Raw genomic sequence first — 19815 nt, 5'->3', positions numbered from 1 at the left:
AGTCCTATTCAAATAATGAATTGATATGATCCAAAGCTTCCGGAGAGAGTGTTTGATGGAAATCTACGGTGGCATTTGATATTATATTATCCAGGGTTTGCTGATACGCTCTATGGATATCGATGATCAAGTTTTCCTGAAATAGTTTAGAGTCGTAATTAAAACTTACAAGCAAAGCTTTACCAGCAATCATCCCAGTTATTTCTAAAGGATAATCAGCTGCTTCGTCCTGTCCAACTTCGTGTCCTGCAGAATCTGATATAACCTGAAAGTCAGATTCGTCAGAATCGAATTGACCTAAATAGTTAAACAAAATATCTGCTTGCATATTCATCATCACCTCTGGAGCTGTCAGGTACTTTAAGATACCGTATCCAATACCTTTATTCGGGATCGACCGTAATTTTTTTTTGACTTTTTCGATCTGTTGGCTAAACTCCCGATTTTGATCAGCAATCAATTTAACAGGAAAAACACTCGTAAACCAACCAACTGTTCTATTGACATCAATGGTATCGGAAATCGGCTCTCGACCATGACCTTCAAGCATGATCAACAGGCTTTTGGCATTAAACAATTTCTGGAAGGTGATAATCAGTGCAGATAACAAAATATCGTTAATCTCACTCTCAAAAAACTGATTTACATTACTGATCAGTTTTGTAGTTTTATGCTCATCTAGCGTAAAAGTCAGTGTTTTAATATCTCTACGCTTACCGGCTTGCTTAATCCTTCTAGGCAAAATAAAGCCATCATTTACCTCTAATGTGTTCCAATATTCTTTTTCATTCTGAAAATTCTCACTTTTTGTATACAGTGCCAATGTTTCAGACCAGGTTTTAAATGAGTCAGTTTTTTCAGGTAAGAGTAACTGTTGCTGCTTCCGGAATTGTTGGAAAAGTGTAGTGATATCTTCTAAGAGTATCCGCCAAGAAACGCCGTCGATAATAAGATGGTGGCAAATTATAAGTAATCGCTCTCCATCATTCATATGAAACAGCGCTATCTTAAATAGTTCACCCTTGTAAATATTTAAACTTTTTTGAAGGTCGTTCGAGATACGTTTAAATTCTGGTAAATCATCATCACCCCTGATATCAAACTCAAGAACGGGAATATCGCCTGCGCCCCCCCTATTGAATTGCTCCGGCATTCTCTCATTTTCGCTTTGAAGGAAAGTTATCCTAAGGGCATCATGGTGATGATAGAGTTTTAAAAAAATGAACTTTACCTCATCAATACCTAATTTGCTGTGATACAAAACAACAGATTGGTTATAGTGATTAATATTCAGCAGTTTTTTTGAAAAGAAATATCTTTGAATTGGGGTCAAAAGAATAGATCCTTCCACTATCGATTGGTCAGCGGTGGACACAAAGGGTTTGATAAAATTGGCCAGTTTATCAATAAATGGATGTTCGAAAATATTTTTGACTTCTATTTTAAATTTATGTTTTTGTAACCGGACTGCGATTTGGATAGCTTTTATTGAATCTCCCCCTATTTCGAAGAAATTATCATCTATCAGTATATCTTGTTTACCCAAGACATCTTTCCAGACTTCTAATAGGGTATTTTCTAATGCGCTGGTTTTTCTTTGCTGTTTATCAGACTGAGGGCTTTTAAACTCTATGATCTTGCTTAGCGCTTGTTTATCGAGTTTGCCGCTGGCTGTCAAAGGAAACCGCTGTAAAATCACATATTGAGCTGGATGCATGTAATCCGGTAATGCGGCCCGCAGGCGATCTCTGGCTTTAGAAACTATATCATCGATTTCACTGATGAGATACGCTGTTAAACTCTTGTCTCCCGATGGGTTCTCAACAGCTAAGACAACAACATCTAAAATATCTGTATTTTTTTTTAATACGTTTTCGATCTCACCTAATTCAATTCTATGTCCTCTTATCTTTACCTGGTCATCCGATCTGCCAAAATATAAAATAGCGCCATCAGGTTCCCAGCAGCCCAAATCGCCGGTTAAATAAAGCTTCTGCCCCGGTTCGTAGGGATTATCAATAAATTTACTATTCGACAATACTTCGTTATTCAAATATCCCTTTGCCAAACCAACTCCTGATATCCCTATTTCACCTGTTACTCCGATCGGTTTTAGCTGCAAATTTGTATCGACTATATAAAGTTTTGTATTATGTATGGGATAACCAATAGGAATAATTTCATCATTCTCATAAACAGGCTGTGCAGTTACGTCAACAGATGCCTCAGTTGGTCCATACCAATTAAATAACTGTGCTTTTAAATTTTTATAGTGTTTATTTACCAACTTGGTAGAGAGCGGTTCTCCACCACAATAGACATTTCGTAGGCTTTGCAAACAGGTCTTATCCATTAGGTTGAGGGAGTCCAAAAGATAATTATACATCGTTGGAACGAAGTGAACCCTAGTAATCTTATGATAATCGATAAATTGGACCATCTTAAGCGGATCGTAAACGACTTCTTGGGGGCATAACACCATTTGACATCCAAAGCATACCGGTAAAAATAATTCCCATGTGGACACATCGAACACGTAATTTGTTTTTTGAAGAACAATGTCAGCATCCGTAAAGGAATATTCCAACCACTGCCAGTTTAACCTGTTAACGATGCCTTTATGTTTAATAATTACCCCTTTGGGGTTCCCTGTTGATCCTGATGTATAAATGATGTAAGCATCATCCTCAGGTTTTGGATAAAAGCTAATCTCTTTATTGGGATAAAGTGCGGCTAATACTTCGAGATTTACAGTATACTGGTCAATATTCAAATCTTCAAAAACTTTTTTTGTTTTTGTCAATATCAGTTTCGCCTGCGAGTCTTTAATAATATAAGATATCCGCTCTTCAGGAAAGGTTGGGTCAAGTGGTACATAAATTGCTCCAATTTTTAGAAGGGCCCAAATGGATATAACCATTTCAAGAGACCGATCCATAAAAAGGCTGACCACATCCCCCTGGTTGATATTATACTTTTCCACTAAATAGTTCCCCAGTAGATTTGTTAACAGGTCAAACTGAGTATAGGTTAATTTACCACTTTCAAACACCAAAACTGTTTTGGTTGGGGTTTTCGACACCTGCTTTCTAAACAACGATACTAAAGAATCCTGATCGGGATATTCGGTTTCAGTACGATTAAATTCCTTTAAAATTCTGGTCTTTTCTACTTCACCGATATAATCAACCTCGTTCATTGGCTTATCTGCATCAGCCAAAACTGCGTAGATAAGATTTGTTAAGTGCCCAAGAAGACTTACTATCCGTTCCTTTTTGAATATATCGGTATTGTAAACAATGTTTAATGAAAATAGGTCGTTATCATCCAGAAAGTTAAATGTAAGATCGAATTTACTCGTATTGGAAGGGATGTAATAATCGTCCACCACGAGATTCGATAACCTCAGCTCTCGGTCAAGCAGTGACTTCTGATGGGTTACCATTACATCGAATATAGGGGTCCGGCTTTGATCATTTACGATCTCTAAATCTGAGACAATCTTATCAAAAGGATATAAATCATGATTGAAAGCGTCAAGCATATTTCCTTTTACCTGATCGAGCAATTCTCTAAAGCTTTCGAAAGGTTTCACGCAACTTCTTATTGGTAAAGTGTTTACATAAAACCCCAATTGGTCTTCCATATCGGGATGAGTACGACCGGCACTTGGAATACCAATTATTAGATCCTTTTGATCACTATACCGGAACAACAGCAATTTAACCGCAGAAAGCAATACCATAAAAGTCGTAACCCCCTCGCGTCTGCAGAAATTATTCAACAGGGAAATTTGTTGCTGATCATAGACATGCTCAACTGATCCGCCGTTATATGATTTGCTCGTGGGCCGTTTAAAATCAAATGGGAGCTCAATACGGGGCAACTCTCCTTGCAGCTGGGTTAGCCAATATGATCGATGACCACCATTAGACTCATTTTTTATTAATGCATTTGACCACGACGCGATGTCTTTGTACTGCAAGAGTGGTGGTGTCACTTCAGGCTTAATGCCACTACACAAATCATTATAAAATATTGCAAGTTCCTTGATAAAAACATCAATAGACCAGCCATCCATAATGATGTGGTGAAAGGAAGTCAAGAACACGTAACTGTTGTCCTCCATTTCGAGCAACTTAAATTGGAATAAACGCGCGGTTGCCAAGTCAAATTGAAACGCAGCCATGCAATCAACTAAAACATCGAGGTGTTGATGAGCTTCTGTATTGTTTCGCAAATCTTCATAGTCTAAAGCATAATTGCCACCAAATTCCTCAACGACCTGCTTTGGTTCACCCCCCACTGTAATAAACCTGGTCCTTAAAATTTCATGCTTTAGAATAACATAGTTGATTGCCTTTTCGAAATGATGATAATCAAGCTCGCCGGTCATCGAATAACCGTTTAGCATATTATAGGCCTGCCCCGTTTGTTTATATTGCTGAAACAACCACAACCTTCTCTGCCCAAAAGACAAATCGTAAAATTGATTCTTTTTTATCGGATTTATAGGCTGGTAATTTTGATTTTTTTCGTTTGCAATTAGTTCTGCCTGTTGTCTTATAGTTGGAGCGTTAAAAAAATCTCTGAGTTTTAGAACAACATTTAATTCTTTGTAAACCTTTGCAGTTACTTGTACAGCTTTCAATGAGTGCCCCCCAACTTGAAAAAAGTTCGCTTCAACACTTATTTTATCCTTGTTTAACACCGCTTCCCATATGGAAGAAATTCTTATTTCCAAATCTCCTACCGGAGTAACATAACTACCTGTAAGTGACCGCTCATCAATCTCTTTTAACAATTTAAGATCTATTTTACCACTAAGATTTTTAGGAAATTCCTTCAAAAAAACCCAATAAGCGGGTACCATAAAACTTGGTAAAAATCTCTTCAGGTAGATTGTCAATTCGCTCCTGAAAGTTTCCTCATCTCCTGCCCCACTATTCAGCTTTCTGATAATGTAGCTTACCAGGTATTCCTGCCCGTTATTGTCTTTTTTAATTCCGGTTATACCCTCAACTATGTGATGGTGTTGGCCAAGAAGATGATCAATCTCCGCTGTCTCAACCCGGTTGCCACGGATCTGTGCCTGATGATCTATTCTTCCTAAAAATTCCAAATTTCCATCAGCTTTCCATCTTCCTAAATCACCAGTCCGATACATTATTTCACCCAATGTGTCAGGAAACGGGTTCGGGATGAATTTTGATAACGTCTTTTTAATATCCTTCCAGTACCCTTCCCCTACACCTATGCCTGAGACGTAAATTTCTCCAGTAAAGCCAATTGGCAGAAGCTTCACATTCTCATCTAATACGAACAGATTCAAATTTGCTAAAGGTTTCCCGATCGGAACCCTTTTGGAACGGGGGTCAAAGGTATCATCTATCAGGTATTGAGTAATATCATCAGAGGCTTCGCAGGGTCCGTAAGCATTAATTAGTTTAATTGAGCTGGTAAATTTCTTCCAGCGTCCAACTAATTCAACAGGTAACTCTTCACCTGTCATCATGATACTTTGTAAATAAAACAGTTCTGTTTTTGACGTTGTCCCTGAACTTTCAACAAAATCCAAAAAAGCGTTTAAATACGATGGAACAAACTCTGCAAGGGTGACTTCAGTTTTATTTAGAATTGAAATTAGATTATTGAAGTCAAGAAGATCGACTTGATCTATGATGATTACTGTACCACCATGTAATAATGGTGCTAAGTATTGCCAAACGGATATGTCAGATGAAATATTTGCACTTTGAAGAAATTTAAACCCCTGTGCTAAGTTCAAAAACTTATATTCCGCATAGATGTGATTGACTGCCCCCTGATGTGTTAGAATTGCACCTTTCGGATCGCCTGTAGAACCCGATGTATATAACATATAAGACCAATCGTCAATTGAATTGACATTTTCTGGGTTATCAGTAGACAAGTTACTATAACTTAAACAATCAATGATTGTAGTTTTACTTCTGGGTGATAGACTTCCATAATCAGATTTTAATTCATCAATGCAGATTATATAATCAATATGGGGCAAATCAAGGATAAGCCAGTCATTATTTCTTACAGTATCACTATCTGTGAATAAAATCTTTGCATTACTATTATCGATCAAAAACTTAGACCGTTCAACCGGATTTTGTTTATCAAAGGGCACATAGGATGCTCCCGATTTAAATATCGCTAACATCGAACTCAGTAGATCGAAACTTCTGTCTAAGAACACACCCACAAATTCTTTACGTTGAACACCTAAGCTAATAAGCAAGTGAGCAAGTTTATTTGATTTTTGATTGAGTTCCTGATAAGATAAGTTATAGTCATTATGGATCACCGCGGTAGTGTCAGGAAATAACGTTGCCTGTTCTTCAAACAAGACGTGGATAGGCTTTATTTCGCCTAAATCCTGGTAAGGTTCATTAAATTTATATAACAACCGTTTTTTTTCAGATTCACTGGTAAAATCAACATCTCTAATCAAAATATGTTCCTCATCAAGAACTGATGTAATTATCGTTGAAATGCAGTCTTTGATCCGATTAACAGCGTCCGTAGAAAATTTCTTTGTACTGTTTATCAAATAAATATTTAGCTCATCCTTTTGTGCAACAATCTTTAAATTAAAATTACAGCGTTTAAGCAATGAAGTCCCAAGGTGAGAATGCAGATCTATCCAGCGAGTCTGCTGGTTAACTTCGGCGCAAAATATAAAACCCATACCAGTATTTTTGTTTTCATCTTCATACTGGTCGCCCATCATTTTTAATCCCTCCGAAGGATAATATTTGTACTTATCCAGAATAACAGCATTTCTGTTTACGTTTATGCAAAAATCAATGAACCGGTCATTTTTATTGATCGACCTAGACATTGGAAAGACATTTTCGAAATTTCCACTAACTTGTTTCCAGTCTGCCTCGCGACATGACTTCACACAGTTAACTAAAACATGATCATTTCTGGTGTATTTTTGCAAAAAAACATACCAAACTGATAACAAAAAATCATCTACATTTATCTTATGTTTTGAAGTATAAAGGGTGATTTTTTCCAATAAATTTATGCTGATATTTAACGGATCGTTTAAGCCACAAGAGATTTCATTAGGACAATCAATATCTTCTGGTTGGAAAAAATCAGTAGTTTGAGTTGCTAATAACCTTTTTAATGAGTCTTTAGCTTTTTCGCCCTTTTCAGTCTTGATGAAATCGTTCTGCCATAATAAGAAATCAAGATGTTGAAAGGCTATTTTAGGTAGTTGCTGGTCTTTGTATATTTTTTCCAGCTCCGACATTAATATCCCATCCGAAATTGCATCTGAAATAAAAGCCGGCTTATTGAAGAGTAATACAAATTGTTTTTTCCCGATTTTGTGTAAGCCAAAATCAAATAGTGGAAAATCCTCCGAACAGAATTTTCTTTTATCTGCTAGCTTTTTCAAATATTCCAGCGTTGATATTTCCTTCGAATTATCAGTCAACTCGTACACGTATTCATCCAGCAAATACAATTTAAATTTATTTTGTCCAACTTTAAAGCCCGTCCTCAACAGCTCATGCCGGGCTATTAATTCATTGACGGCCAAGCATAGCTTGTTGTAATTAATATCTTCATCAATGTAAATAAACAGAGGTTGATTTTTATCTATATAACCTTGATTCACTATGGCGCCTGCGAGCTCATTTTGCTGTAACAAAGACGTTTCAAAATATTTTTTCTTCACTTCATTCATAGTCATTAACAAGTTTAGAAGGTACGGACGTTGGCAAATTTTCTAATCAGCTTTCTCAATAGGTAAATTCAATTGACCTTCGTTCTTTAATTTCAGCACAGCTCTATTGGCCAATTCGAATATCTGCATTGCATTTTCTATAATTTCTTCGTTTATGATCAATGGAGGTAGAAATCGGATGACATTATTGAAATGTCCACCGATTTCAAACAGCAGACCATTTTCAAAACTTATTTTTTTGAGTTCTTTAACCAGTTCAGGATAAGGCTCCTTAGTTTTTTTATCTTTTACATATTCAATTCCGATAATCAAACCACTTCCACGAACTTCACCTAGGTAGGGATTCCAAGTACAAATTTCCTTAAGTTTGTTGATCAGGTATCTTCCCATTTTGAGGGTATGTTCCTCCAGATTATTTTGCTTTACAAAGGCCAAGGCACCTCTTCCAGCTGCGATACTTACCTGATTTCCTCTGAAAGTGCCTATATGATCGCCTGCATCCCAAGACTCTATGGTTTTATTATATATGATGGCTGATATTGGAAATCCTATACCGCCCAGCCCCTTTGACATGACCAAAATGTCGGGAAGAGTTTTGAGTTTTAAAGACTCAAGAAACTTACCCGTTCTAAAAAAACCGCACTGCACTTCATCAAAAATTACTAAAATGTCATTTTTTCTGGCGATCTTAATTATCCGTTCGAGAAAACCATCCTTGGGAACAATAGTTCCTCCTTCACCTTGAATTGGCTCCAAGATGATTGCCGCCGGCTTGCTGAATCCTGAATGGGGATTATTTAAAAGTGTTTCAAGATATCCTGCACAATCGAGTTGGCAGCTTTCCTCGTTTTTGTTGTATGGACATCGGTAACAATAACTATACGGAATAAAGCTAACGTCAGGTACAAGTGAACCAAATTTCTCTCTTAACCTTGTATTGCTGGTAAGGGATAATGCACCTGCTGTCATACCGTGATAGGAGCCCTGAAATGCGATAATTGCACTACGCCCTGTTTTGTGTTTTGCCAGTTTTATTGCTGCTTCCACACCATCAGAACCTGTGGGTCCGCAAAAACTAACTTTAAATTCCCCTCGAGTGTTTTCTGGAAAAAAAGATAATATACTGTTGATGAACTCCAGTTTATTTTCGGTAGGAAAATCAAGCATATGAATAAGCTCCTTTTGCTGTTCCTCAACATATGACAAAACATCTGGGTTGCAGTGACCAACGTTTAAAACGCCTGCACCAGAAAAAAAATCGATAAATCGATTTCCATCAACATCCTGCACAATCGCCCCCTTAGCATTTTTTATTGCGATAGGAAGTCCGATCGGATAAGAAACTATTCGTCCTTCAATTTGTTGTTGAAGTGCTAATAAGGCACGTGATCTTGCTCCGGGTACTGCTGTCACTATGGATGCCCCTTGGCCCAAATGATAAGTTTCAAACATGATTATTCGATTAGTGATTTCTAAAAAAATTTAAAAGACAATTATAAGCCTGGCATTTGCCGCTACACGACTTCGCCTGAATATTATAACTAGCTAGAAGAATATTTCAACTGAGAAATTATAGAGTGGATTTATCCACTCTATAATTTCTCAGTTGCTGAGTATCAATTACGATTGTAGCATCGGTTTCCCGTATTTCCTCGATGTAATTACAGAGCTTAAAGATTGTAGGATGTGACTTTAAATCTCCCAAGGTTAGATCAATATCACAAACTTGATTGATTTCGCTAATTATTTCACTTGCAATCAGATCGGTAGCACCCAGTTCGAAGAAATCATTATCTACCCAAATCGATTCTACCGTTATTCCCAAATGGCGTGCCCACACACCGGCGATAACACTTTCTTTAGCGGAGAGGATATTGATTTCATTAATCTTTGCTTTGACTTCATTTGTAAAGCAAGCAATTATTTTTTTAAGCTGACTTTCTATTTTCCCGATCCTTTTCTGACTGAATAAATTGGTATTGTATTGAACTTCTGCGATTATTGAACCATCATTTTCTGTAAAATCAATTGACAGTTCCATTGGACTGTGGGCTATCTCCAATTTCAATTCATCAATTATAATGTCTTTCAATTGTGGTTTCTGATCCCTTTCCGATTCCTTATTATAAAGAGTAATCATTACATCAAAGAGAGGCGAACGGCTTAAATCTCTGGTTATGTTTAACTCATTAACCAATTTATTCAATGGATATAACTGATGCTTAAATGCCCCAAGGATAGTTTGTTTAATATTTGCTAGAAATTTTTCAATAGTATCGTTCGTTGGATCAAACCTTGTCCGGAGTGGTATTGTATTGATAAATAACCCTATTTGATCTTCTAAATCTTTATGTGTCCGGCCAGCAGTAGGCGTACCTACAATGATGTCACATTGGCCTGTGTATTTGTATAACAAGCAATTGATACCGGCTACTAAAAACATAAACAGACTAATTTCCTGTTCCTTACATGTTTTCTTTATTTTCGTTACCAATTCCACATCCAAAGAAAAAATAATACTGCTCCCATCGATTGTCTTTCTCAAGGGCCGATTGTAATCGAGCGGAAGGTTCAAGACAGGAATTACTCCACCCATATTTTCTAACCAATATTTTCGCATGATCGAATCACCGTTACTGATTTGGCTATTTTGCCAATTAACAAAATCACGGTATTGTAATCTCATTGGTGTGGTCTGTAAGATCTTGCCAGCAACGTACTCATTATAATACTTTGCAACTTCCCCTATAAAAATATCCATAGACCAGTTGTCAGATATAATATGATGTAAGGTAAAGAAAAGGGCATTTTTTTCATGGTCCAATCGAACGATGTTAACTCGCAATAATGGTGTGGATTCAAGTTCAAAAGGCTTCCAGAATTCTTCCAGAATCAACTTATTCAACTGTGTTTCGTTAAAAGATTGGTTGGTCAGGTCTTTAACTTCTACTTTAAAGCCTGATTCAAGGAGATTTTTCACTCTTTGTTTTGGTTCACCATCAACAACTTCAAATCCCGTTCGAAGAATTTCATATCGCAACACTACCATCTCAAATGACCGACTGATCGCATCTATATTCAAAATGCCTTTTAATAGGTAAGCACTTGGAATATTGTAAGCAGCTTGAGCGTTCTCAAATTGGTCCGATATCCAAATGCCCTTTTGTGAATGTGACAAATCATAATAAACGGAATCCGGAATATGCGCTATATCTGAATATTCAGTCATATCGCCCGCTGACTGCAATTGTTCTATATATGCTGACAATGAACGAATCGTTGGGTATTCAAACAAATCCTCAAATTCCAGCTCTACCTCAAAAAGCTTCTCTAGACGATTAATTACCTGGCTGCCATTCAATGAATGGCCACCCATCTCGAAAAAATCTGAATCCACCGATATGGTTTCTGCTTTCAGTATCTCCTGCCAAACCATATGAACCCTGGATTCAGCCTGACTTAAACCACTGATTGTTAAAGCCTCATCCGGCCCGGAACCTTCCCCCGCAGATGGGGATAAGCCCATTGACACTGAAGGATTCAGCACAACTTCATTTCCCACGCTGAAAAACGGGTTTATCTTAAATCCGGTGATATCTACTTCTGCTACCGCTGTGTTAGCACGGCCCATATCCAATAAGGCATAGAAACTATCTATACCATCACCCGTTGTTATATGCTTCAGCACATCTTCGCCCGTGTTTTCAGGTGCTGATCCGCCCAAACCCCGCGCGCCCATACCACACTCTGACCAGCCAGGCCAGTTGATCCCGATAAATTTTGTCCCCTGATAACCAGAATAATTACAATAACCATCCTGATAACCGTTAGCAGCTGCATAAACTGCACTCCGCCTTTTAGGAACCAGGGAGTTCAAAGAACTGAACATCACTAAAAAATCCGGATGCAGTTCCCGGCTGTACTTATCCAGAAAATAAGTCCCATAGATCTTTGGGCCCAGGATACTGTCTATTTCTGAATTTGTCTGTTCTGACAAACTATAACCGCTTATACCAACACCTGCGGAATGTATGATCCCATCCAGCTTAACCGTCGTCTGTCTTATTTTCTCAAATGTTACAGACATCGCCGCTTCTTCACGCATATCAAGACCATAATAATCTACCAAGGCGCCTGATGCTTCCAGTGATTTCAAGGCCGAGATCCGCTCCTGTTCCACAGGGCTAAGGTCTGAGGTATCATTCCACTGCGCTTTGACCGGTAAGAAGGTCTGCCCCAGAATGATCAGCCTGACACCTGATACTCTTGATAAAGACTTGCTTATTTCCAGTCCGATACCGCTGGCACCCCCAGTAACTAGGTAAACACCTCCCGAACGGATAACCGGTACGGATGACTGGTGCAGCTCAGGAGCCGCCACTTTCTTAAATTGCTGAACATAACGTTTACCCAAACGGTAGCCAACAAACTTTATGTTATCTTCCGTTCCCAGTTCTTTAAACACATAACCGATGGCATCCGATACATGCTCTGTATAAATGTCTACATCTATGCCACGTGCTTTTAAACCTGTATATTCTGATAATACGCCCTTTAAAAAACAACTGCCTGCAGTGTGGATAGCTAAAACCGGATCATCTCCTGTACCGATACGGTAACCATTACTGCTTACCTGTACATATTCAAAGCCCTTACGACACAGATGACCGCTAAAATATTTGGCCAGGTATACCTGCGAGTACAAATACTTAACGGCCTGGGCCTCCGTGCCAGCTTCAACCTTACGATATCCCGATAAATCTATGATCCCCGTCAGTTTAGTCATGGTACGTAAATCCTCATAAAGCTGTTCATAACACGATTCTTCTTCCGGATCTATAATATATGCACCAGCAGACTCCATCTCGTATCGCTTACCACGACTTACCGTAATACATTCGTTCCCGGCCAAACGTAGGGCGGATATCAATCCCAAACCTAAACCAAGTTCGTCCATGATGATCACATAACTGTTCCCAGTAACTCCAGTAAAACCTTTAGCTTCGGCAGCATCCCAAACCAATTCATGAAACCAGTTGTGGACACGCGTGGGTAAGGCTTCCCTGATCCAGCAACGCACACGTTCAAAGGGATAAACAGGAACTTCTACACGCCGGGCCGTACTACCAGAATAATAACAACCCCAGTCTATATCAAACCCAAATCTGTATAGTTCACTGATATAGTCATTCAAACCATCTTCATCCATGGCCGCTTTCAATGCAGTTACTTCCACATCAGGATTTCTTTCGATTAATGATTGCAACTGTTTTGAGATCAAACCCAATTTCCCGATCTCAATAAAAACAACTGACTGTGATTCGAATTTTTCGAGTATTTTTTTGCATCTCCCTTCTATATCGCTATGATCTAAACTATCAATAAGTATTGCTGGTAAAACCTCCGTCAGTAATTGACGCCCGCTAATGACTTCTACTACATATTGCCCAATACCGACACCGATGAGGTATTTCGCTTTTACTCCAAGTGAAAGCAATAGTTTATAAAAGCTGTATTGAAAAGCGAACTTTCTGAATTCTTCAGTCTGTCTATTTTCACCGTATGCCTTCTCACATTCTTCCATAGAATCGCGGAAAATCGCATATCTGTTACTGTAAGTGGCTATAAATTTTTCACTTATATTTAAATCCGGCGAAAATACAGCGACTGTCGCTACATCGATTTTCCAGTGGAATACCTCATTTGATGCACTAAAATCTTCCAAAACTTTCAACAGCGATGTTCGGTCCTTAACAACAAACGATAATCTGCAGTTAAAATGCTTTTTGCCAACAGCCAATGTATAAGCAAGATCGTTCAAGAATAAACCGGGTGTATCTATAAGTTTATCCGAAAATCTTTTGATAATCCGTCGCAGTGCCCGCTCCGTTCTAGCTGAAAAAACAAATAACTCACTCTTATTTGTTTGGCTTGGTAAAACCTTCAGTCCGCCATCGTACTCCTCTAAAACGACATGGCAATTTGTACCTGATAGTCCGAATGAACTAACGCCAGCCCGTCTAACCCCAGTTTTTCCCACATCCCAGTTTTTCAATGTAGTGTTAACATACACAGATGAATTCTCAAAATTGATAAACGGATTTGGTGAATTAAAGTGCAGAGACGGAAGCAATACTTTGTATTTAAGGGAAAGTGTCGCCTTGAGTAAACCAACAATTCCAGCTGCGCAATCCGTATGTCCAATATTTGTTTTAACCGATGACACAGCACAAAAGCCGATTTTGTCAGTATGCTTGCGAAATGCGCTGTCAATCCCTTGAATTTCTATTGGATCTCCCAGTTTCGTTCCTGTCCCATGTGCTTCTATATAGGTTATAGTACTTGGATCTATTTTTGCTTTTTCCCAAGCTTTCTGAATAACTTCAGCTTGAGCAGTACTGCTTGGAGCTGTTAAACTACCGGATCGATTGGCATCCTGATTTACAGCAGTTGATTTAATTACTGCATGGATAATATCACCTGATTTAATCGCTTCCACCAAGGGTTTTAATAGCAGACAGCAAACAGCTTCACCTGGAACTGTTCCATTGGCTTCAGCAGAGAAAGCTTTGGCTTTTCCATCCGCCGAGCTTATCCCCATGTCATACTGATCATTGATTACGGGCGGGAAAAGATTTAGGCTAACGCCACCAACGAGTGCGCAGCTTGATTCTCCAAGTATCAAATCGTTACAAGCATGATGAACGGCTGTCAATGATGATGAGCAAGATGTGTCAATAACTACTGAATTGCCACGGAAATTGAAAAACCTTGAAATTCTACCGGCTACTATCGCACTTAGGTTGCCAGTGGTTAACATAGGATCGAATTTTTCTGCATGCAAATAATAGTCGATTCCAGACGCCGCGATAAAAACCGAGGTATTAGAGCCGTCAAAATAATCTATGCTATAGCCAGAATTTTCAATAGTTTCATAGGCAACTTCCAACATCATACGATGCTGAGGAGACATTTGCTGCGCTTCACCTAAAGATATTCCGAAGAATTCATGGTCAAAAAAATCAATATCTTCGATAAAACCATTTAACTGATAATTCTCGTCATCAGCGATTGTGGTACTTCTTAGGCGCTTTTTCGAGAATACCCGAACACTATCTTTCCCTGCTGCAAGATTTTGATAAAAAACATCTGGTGACTCCGCTTCGGGAACGCGGCAAGAAATACCGATTATGGCAATGTCCATAGTAGCTTGACAAGTTAAAACTTAATAATTGCTGCCGGCTGGCTGTCGGCAACATGATCTATCCTTTTAAGATTATCCAAAAACAATTCATAGGCTGGATGGGCGTACAAAACATTATCACTCCAGATATAGTTTACCTTTCCCCACTCCATCACGCTTGACAAATTCGGAAAAAAACCGGTGCCATTTAAGTTAGCGCTGGTGTTGCTTAATACCGGAATTCCGGTAATGTTATAATAATCACATAGTAGCTGGTATAGAGTAGGGTTATCTGCCAAACTAACAGTTTGCAATCTAGCCGTTCCGTCCAAATGACAGATGACCGGTATCTTATCTATCCATTCGTCTTTAACCTGATGATCATACAACATGTATGGATCAGGAGAGCCGGGCTCAAATATCATAGGCGCTAATTCTTCTATACATATTGGTGCAATTGGTCTGTAGTCCTCTCGCTGCTTGATATGGTTTAGTTTACTTTTGCAATTCCGGTCAGTGGCGGCAGATATTATACTCCGATTTCCTAGAGCCCTTGGTCCCAGCTCAGCACGTCCATTCAGTAATACGATAGGCTCGTTCACCTGATCTATAAAACGTGCAAGCTCATTAATCTTACATTCAAATCTGAGCCATCCAGTTGCCGATTCGTTGTTGATAAATGAAGGGCCGCTGTATACGTTCCATTTCAGATTAACCTGCCCCGTATGTACCATCCATGCTGAACATGCTGCACCTATAGCACTACCTGAATCGTTTGGAAACGGCGGTACCCACATTTGTTTAAACAAGCCAGATTCTCTGATCGCACTGTTCCATTTAATGTTTAACGCACAACCGCCAACAAAACACAGATTCGATGAACCCCGGTGACTTCCTTTAATTTTATCATTTAAACCTTCGATTAATTTATTTTGCAGAAAAACATGGAAGGAAGCTAGAATATCTTCATCCCGGTAATTTTTCCCTGAACTGATCTCTATAAACTTAGTCGCAAATTTATCCGAAAATTTGAGGGACAGTTCTAGATGATTTTCAAGAACAAATTCAAAATCCTTTAATATGAGTTCATTAACCTTACCCTTAGCAATGTAAGCCATGAGTTTACCAGCAACAGATAAACTTTCTCCGGTAACGGGCTTCTCCTTTTTAAAAGGATTAAAATACTGAGAAAATTCGCTATAAATGTTGCCCATCAGGTAAAACAATTTACCCAGGCTTTGAATTGTTTTATTATTATAATCGTAGTAATAAAGACGGGGAAACATTCCACCATCCCAGACCAATACGAACGAACTTTCACCTTTTGCTGCAAATGGACTGGTACAATAAGCTGAGGTAATATGATTCGTTACGTGAAAGTAGCTCTCATATTGCAAAACCTCATCACTTATTTTCAATCCATTAAAATAGAATTGAGTTAAAAGGTTTTCCGAACGCGTTTTTTCCCTATATGGCGCCACCTGTATTATATAATCTTCACCTTGATTTTTAGTCTTAATGAATGAGTCAGTCAAGCCCGCCCACCCATCAATCGCAAAACAGTCAACATCTTTTAAAAAATAGCCATTATCATTTAAAATTTTGCCAATAATGGCTGAATCCGTGATTTCAGAATAACGCGGATTATTTTGGATTTTTTCCATTTCAACACAGAACTTCAATTCTCCGTTTTCAATCAGAGCTACCGCTCCGTCATGGGTCAACTTTATACCACAAATTATCATAAGATTTTAAAATTCAATTACATTTTCGGAAATGGTGTCTGCAGATCTACTTTTATTTTCCAGGTAAATAGCTTGACTCATTATGGTTGAATGATCGAATAAATCTGCTATGGTAAATATGTCTGGGAAATAATTATTTAGGTGATTAAACAACTTCACTACCATTAATGAATTACCACCTATATTAAAAAAACTATCGTTTGTCTGGATAGCATCTTTTCCTAAAACAGCTTGCCACACAACCAGAATTTCTTGTTCGTATCGATTAGCCGGTAAACGGACTGAGGCTGGAACTGGACCAGAGGCGGCTAACCTAAGAAGCTGCTTGTTGTCAATTTTTCCATTTGGGGTTAAAGGGATTGTTTTAAGTATAATAATAATATCAGGACACATGTATGATGGAAGTCTTTCTTTAACAAACAACTTTATAGTGTCGATTTCAAGCTCATTTTTTAGTGTGACGAATGCAATTAATTCTGTACAAGATTTATCTGGAATTACTATGGCATTTACTACCGACTTGATTTGATGTATTGTAAGCTCTATCTCGCTTAATTCGATGCGGTAACCGCGGATTTTTAGTTGAGTGTCTTTCCTTCCTACAAAATTAATAACGCCCTCATCGGTCCAGTAGCCCAGGTCCCCCGATCTATACATTTTTTGTCCTGGATTTTCCAGATCGGCAATAAAGCAATCATTTGTCAATAAAGTGTTGCCAATGTATCCGGATGAAACAGCTACTCCGGATATATAAAGTTCTCCTGTTTCCCCAATAGGTACTAGGTTCAAATTTTCATCTAAGATGTGAATCTTCGTATTCCAGATCGGGCTTCCAACAGAGATCGCATTTTCGTCTGTTATTTCTACAGCTGTACAGGCAATCGTGGCTTCAGTAGGTCCATATTCATTATATATCTTCACTGCAGGATTGAGACCGAGAAGAAAATGGATTTGTTCTTTGTTTAACTTTTCGCCTCCAACTATAACACTCTTGATATTGGTTTGGTTAATGCCTAAATACTTTAGAAGCGTGATGTGTGAGGGCGTAATTTTAACTGTATTGATAAGGTTTGAGACCTGAAATACGTCTCTTAACACTACAGCAGTATCATCATTGTCGTAAATAACAATTTCGTCGCCCCTAAGTAGTGTTGAAAATATGCTTGTAAGCGTTAAATCAAATGTTATTGGAGTAAAAAAGGCAAAGGTGTATCCGTCATTATTGTTAAAGTAAAATGCATTCGCCCATAACATATAATTAATAAAGCTACCGTTCACAATTTGTACTCCTTTTGGCTTACCACTTGATCCTGAGGTAAAAAGAACATATAATAAATCAGAAGCAGCGCTTGTATCCGTAGCCATTTCTCCGCATTCTGACAAACTTCCCAATTGAATATCTGCTGCGAAAATCTTTCCCGAGAAGTAGATATCAATCCCCAGCAAAAATGTTGAATCAGTAATCATTACTGCTGGCTGAGCATTCTCAATAATTGTTTTTTTTCTGGTGTCAGGGTAATTTACTTCTAGCGGCAAGAAGGCTGCCCGGGCCTTCATAATGGCTAGTAGGGTGATGATTAGCCGCTCCGACCTTTCCATCATTACAACTACAATGTCACCTGCTTTAATTTCATATTGGTCTTTCAAGAAAACACTCAGTTTGTTTGCCTCGGCATTTAATTCCTGATAGGTTAATCTTTTTCCTTTAAAGTTTACTGCGATTTTATTATGATGGTCAATTATCCTTTTTTCGAAAGCCTGGATAAATGTTTTGTCTGACCTTGATTTCTCTGTCTGATTGAACCCAGTTATTTTTCTTTTGTCTGTTTCTGAGATCAAAGAAATTTTGTCGACGCAGATTTGAGGATCACTGAGCAACTGCATCACTATAGTATTAAAATAATCTGCAAAAGCGGTTATCCTGAGTTTAGTATATTTAGCGGTGTTGAATTCAAAAATCAATTCTATTTTACCCTTAATCTGAGTGAAAATATTTAGGTCATAATAAAAATTTTCTACCACTTCAAAATTACTTGGCTTCAAAGCTGAATCTTTATTTTCATCAAGTTCGGTAAACGGAAAATTTTGGAATATTAGAATATGATTGATAAAATCTTTATCCAAAGCGTTATGGGAAATAATTTCCGATAAAGAAGAATAATGATGAGATTCGGCATCTAGCGCATTAGCCTGAGCATCTGCCATTAATGAAGATACATTTTGGTTTTCCTTTATCTTCAACCTAACCGGAACAGTATTAATAAACAAACCAATTATTGTTTCTATCCCTTCTATTTCGGATGGCCGGCCGGAAACAACCGCACCAAAAACAACATCTTTCTTAGCGGTGATTTTACCTAGCAATATTCCCCAAACAGTTTGAACAAATACATTTAAAGTAATATTCAACTTTTGGGTTAACTTCTTTATTGCTGCAGATGTCTGATCGTCGAATTTAAGGCTAAGTTGATCGCGTGATTTTTTGCTCGTTAGTAAATCCTGATTGCTTAGTATTATATTTTCTTCCAATCCGTCGAGGTATGATGACCAAAATGCGGTTGATTGCGTGCCGTTTCTTTTAGACAGCCAGTTGACATAACTGCTGTAAGGCTTCACTGGAGGTAAATCAATCGACTTTTTACTGTTCAAACGATTATACATGTACAGTATATCATTAGACAACAAACCTATACACCATGCGTCCATAATAATATGATGCCAACTCCAGACAAATTGAAAAACATTCACTGCGAGTTTAAATACTGCTACACGAAAAAGCAGACTTTTATTTAAATCGAAAAACCTTTCCTCATCTTTCGCTTTGTATGCCAAAAGAATTGTCTTGGAGTCCTGAAGGCGGGAAATATCTTCGAAATAAAATTCTATCTCAGCCGCTTTCAATACTACCTGTAAAGGCTTTCCTCCAACTTTATGCGTAAAAACAGTTCGCAATACTTCATGTCGCTCAATTACTTTATTAAAACATTCTTTTAGAATATCAAGGTCGAGTTCGCCATTTTGAATAAAGCTTAGCTGTTCAAAATAAGTTCGTTCTGGTCTCTTTAACAAGAAATCCAAATACATTCCCTCTTGCATTGGCGTAAGTGGGTAAACATTTCTGATATTTTCCTTAGTTAAGTTCAGGCTCATTG

General features: G+C 38.1%; 5 protein-coding genes. All 5 read right to left on the bottom strand.

Annotated features, from left to right (window positions below; translation table 11 throughout):
- Nucleotides 1-4: 4 nt before the first annotated feature.
- The 5 genes from KYH19_RS06710 to KYH19_RS06690 all read right to left on the bottom strand — a co-directional run bounded on the left by KYH19_RS06710 (nt 5) and on the right by KYH19_RS06690 (nt 19813).
- Entirely contained in the window at nt 5-7735 is a 7731-nt protein-coding gene (locus KYH19_RS06710) for a non-ribosomal peptide synthetase (protein ID WP_219078071.1), read from the bottom strand.
- Nucleotides 7736-7777: 42 nt separating this feature from the next.
- A complete protein-coding gene (locus KYH19_RS06705; protein WP_219078070.1) occupies nt 7778-9187 on the bottom strand; it encodes an aspartate aminotransferase family protein in 1410 nt (469 codons plus the stop codon).
- Between the two features lie 118 nt (nt 9188-9305).
- Complete coding sequence (locus KYH19_RS06700; RefSeq protein ID WP_219078069.1) at nt 9306-14939, bottom strand: SDR family NAD(P)-dependent oxidoreductase; 5634 nt, start codon at nt 14937-14939, stop codon at nt 9306-9308.
- A 14-nt stretch (nt 14940-14953) separates the two neighbouring features.
- The gene (locus KYH19_RS06695; RefSeq protein ID WP_219078068.1) at nt 14954-16663 is read right to left on the bottom strand and encodes a carbamoyltransferase N-terminal domain-containing protein; all 1710 of its coding nucleotides are present in this window, start codon (nt 16661-16663) and stop codon (nt 14954-14956) included.
- 6 nt (nt 16664-16669) lie between these two features.
- Nucleotides 16670-19813, bottom strand: coding sequence for a non-ribosomal peptide synthetase (locus KYH19_RS06690; RefSeq protein ID WP_219078067.1), 3144 nt, complete (start codon nt 19811-19813; stop codon nt 16670-16672).
- Between the last annotated feature and the right edge of the window lie 2 nt (nt 19814-19815).

Origin of the sequence: Pedobacter sp. D749, assembly GCF_019317285.1 — a bacterium.
Lineage (GTDB): Bacteria > Bacteroidota > Bacteroidia > Sphingobacteriales > Sphingobacteriaceae > Pedobacter.
This window is presented reverse-complemented; position numbering and strand designations above follow the sequence as displayed.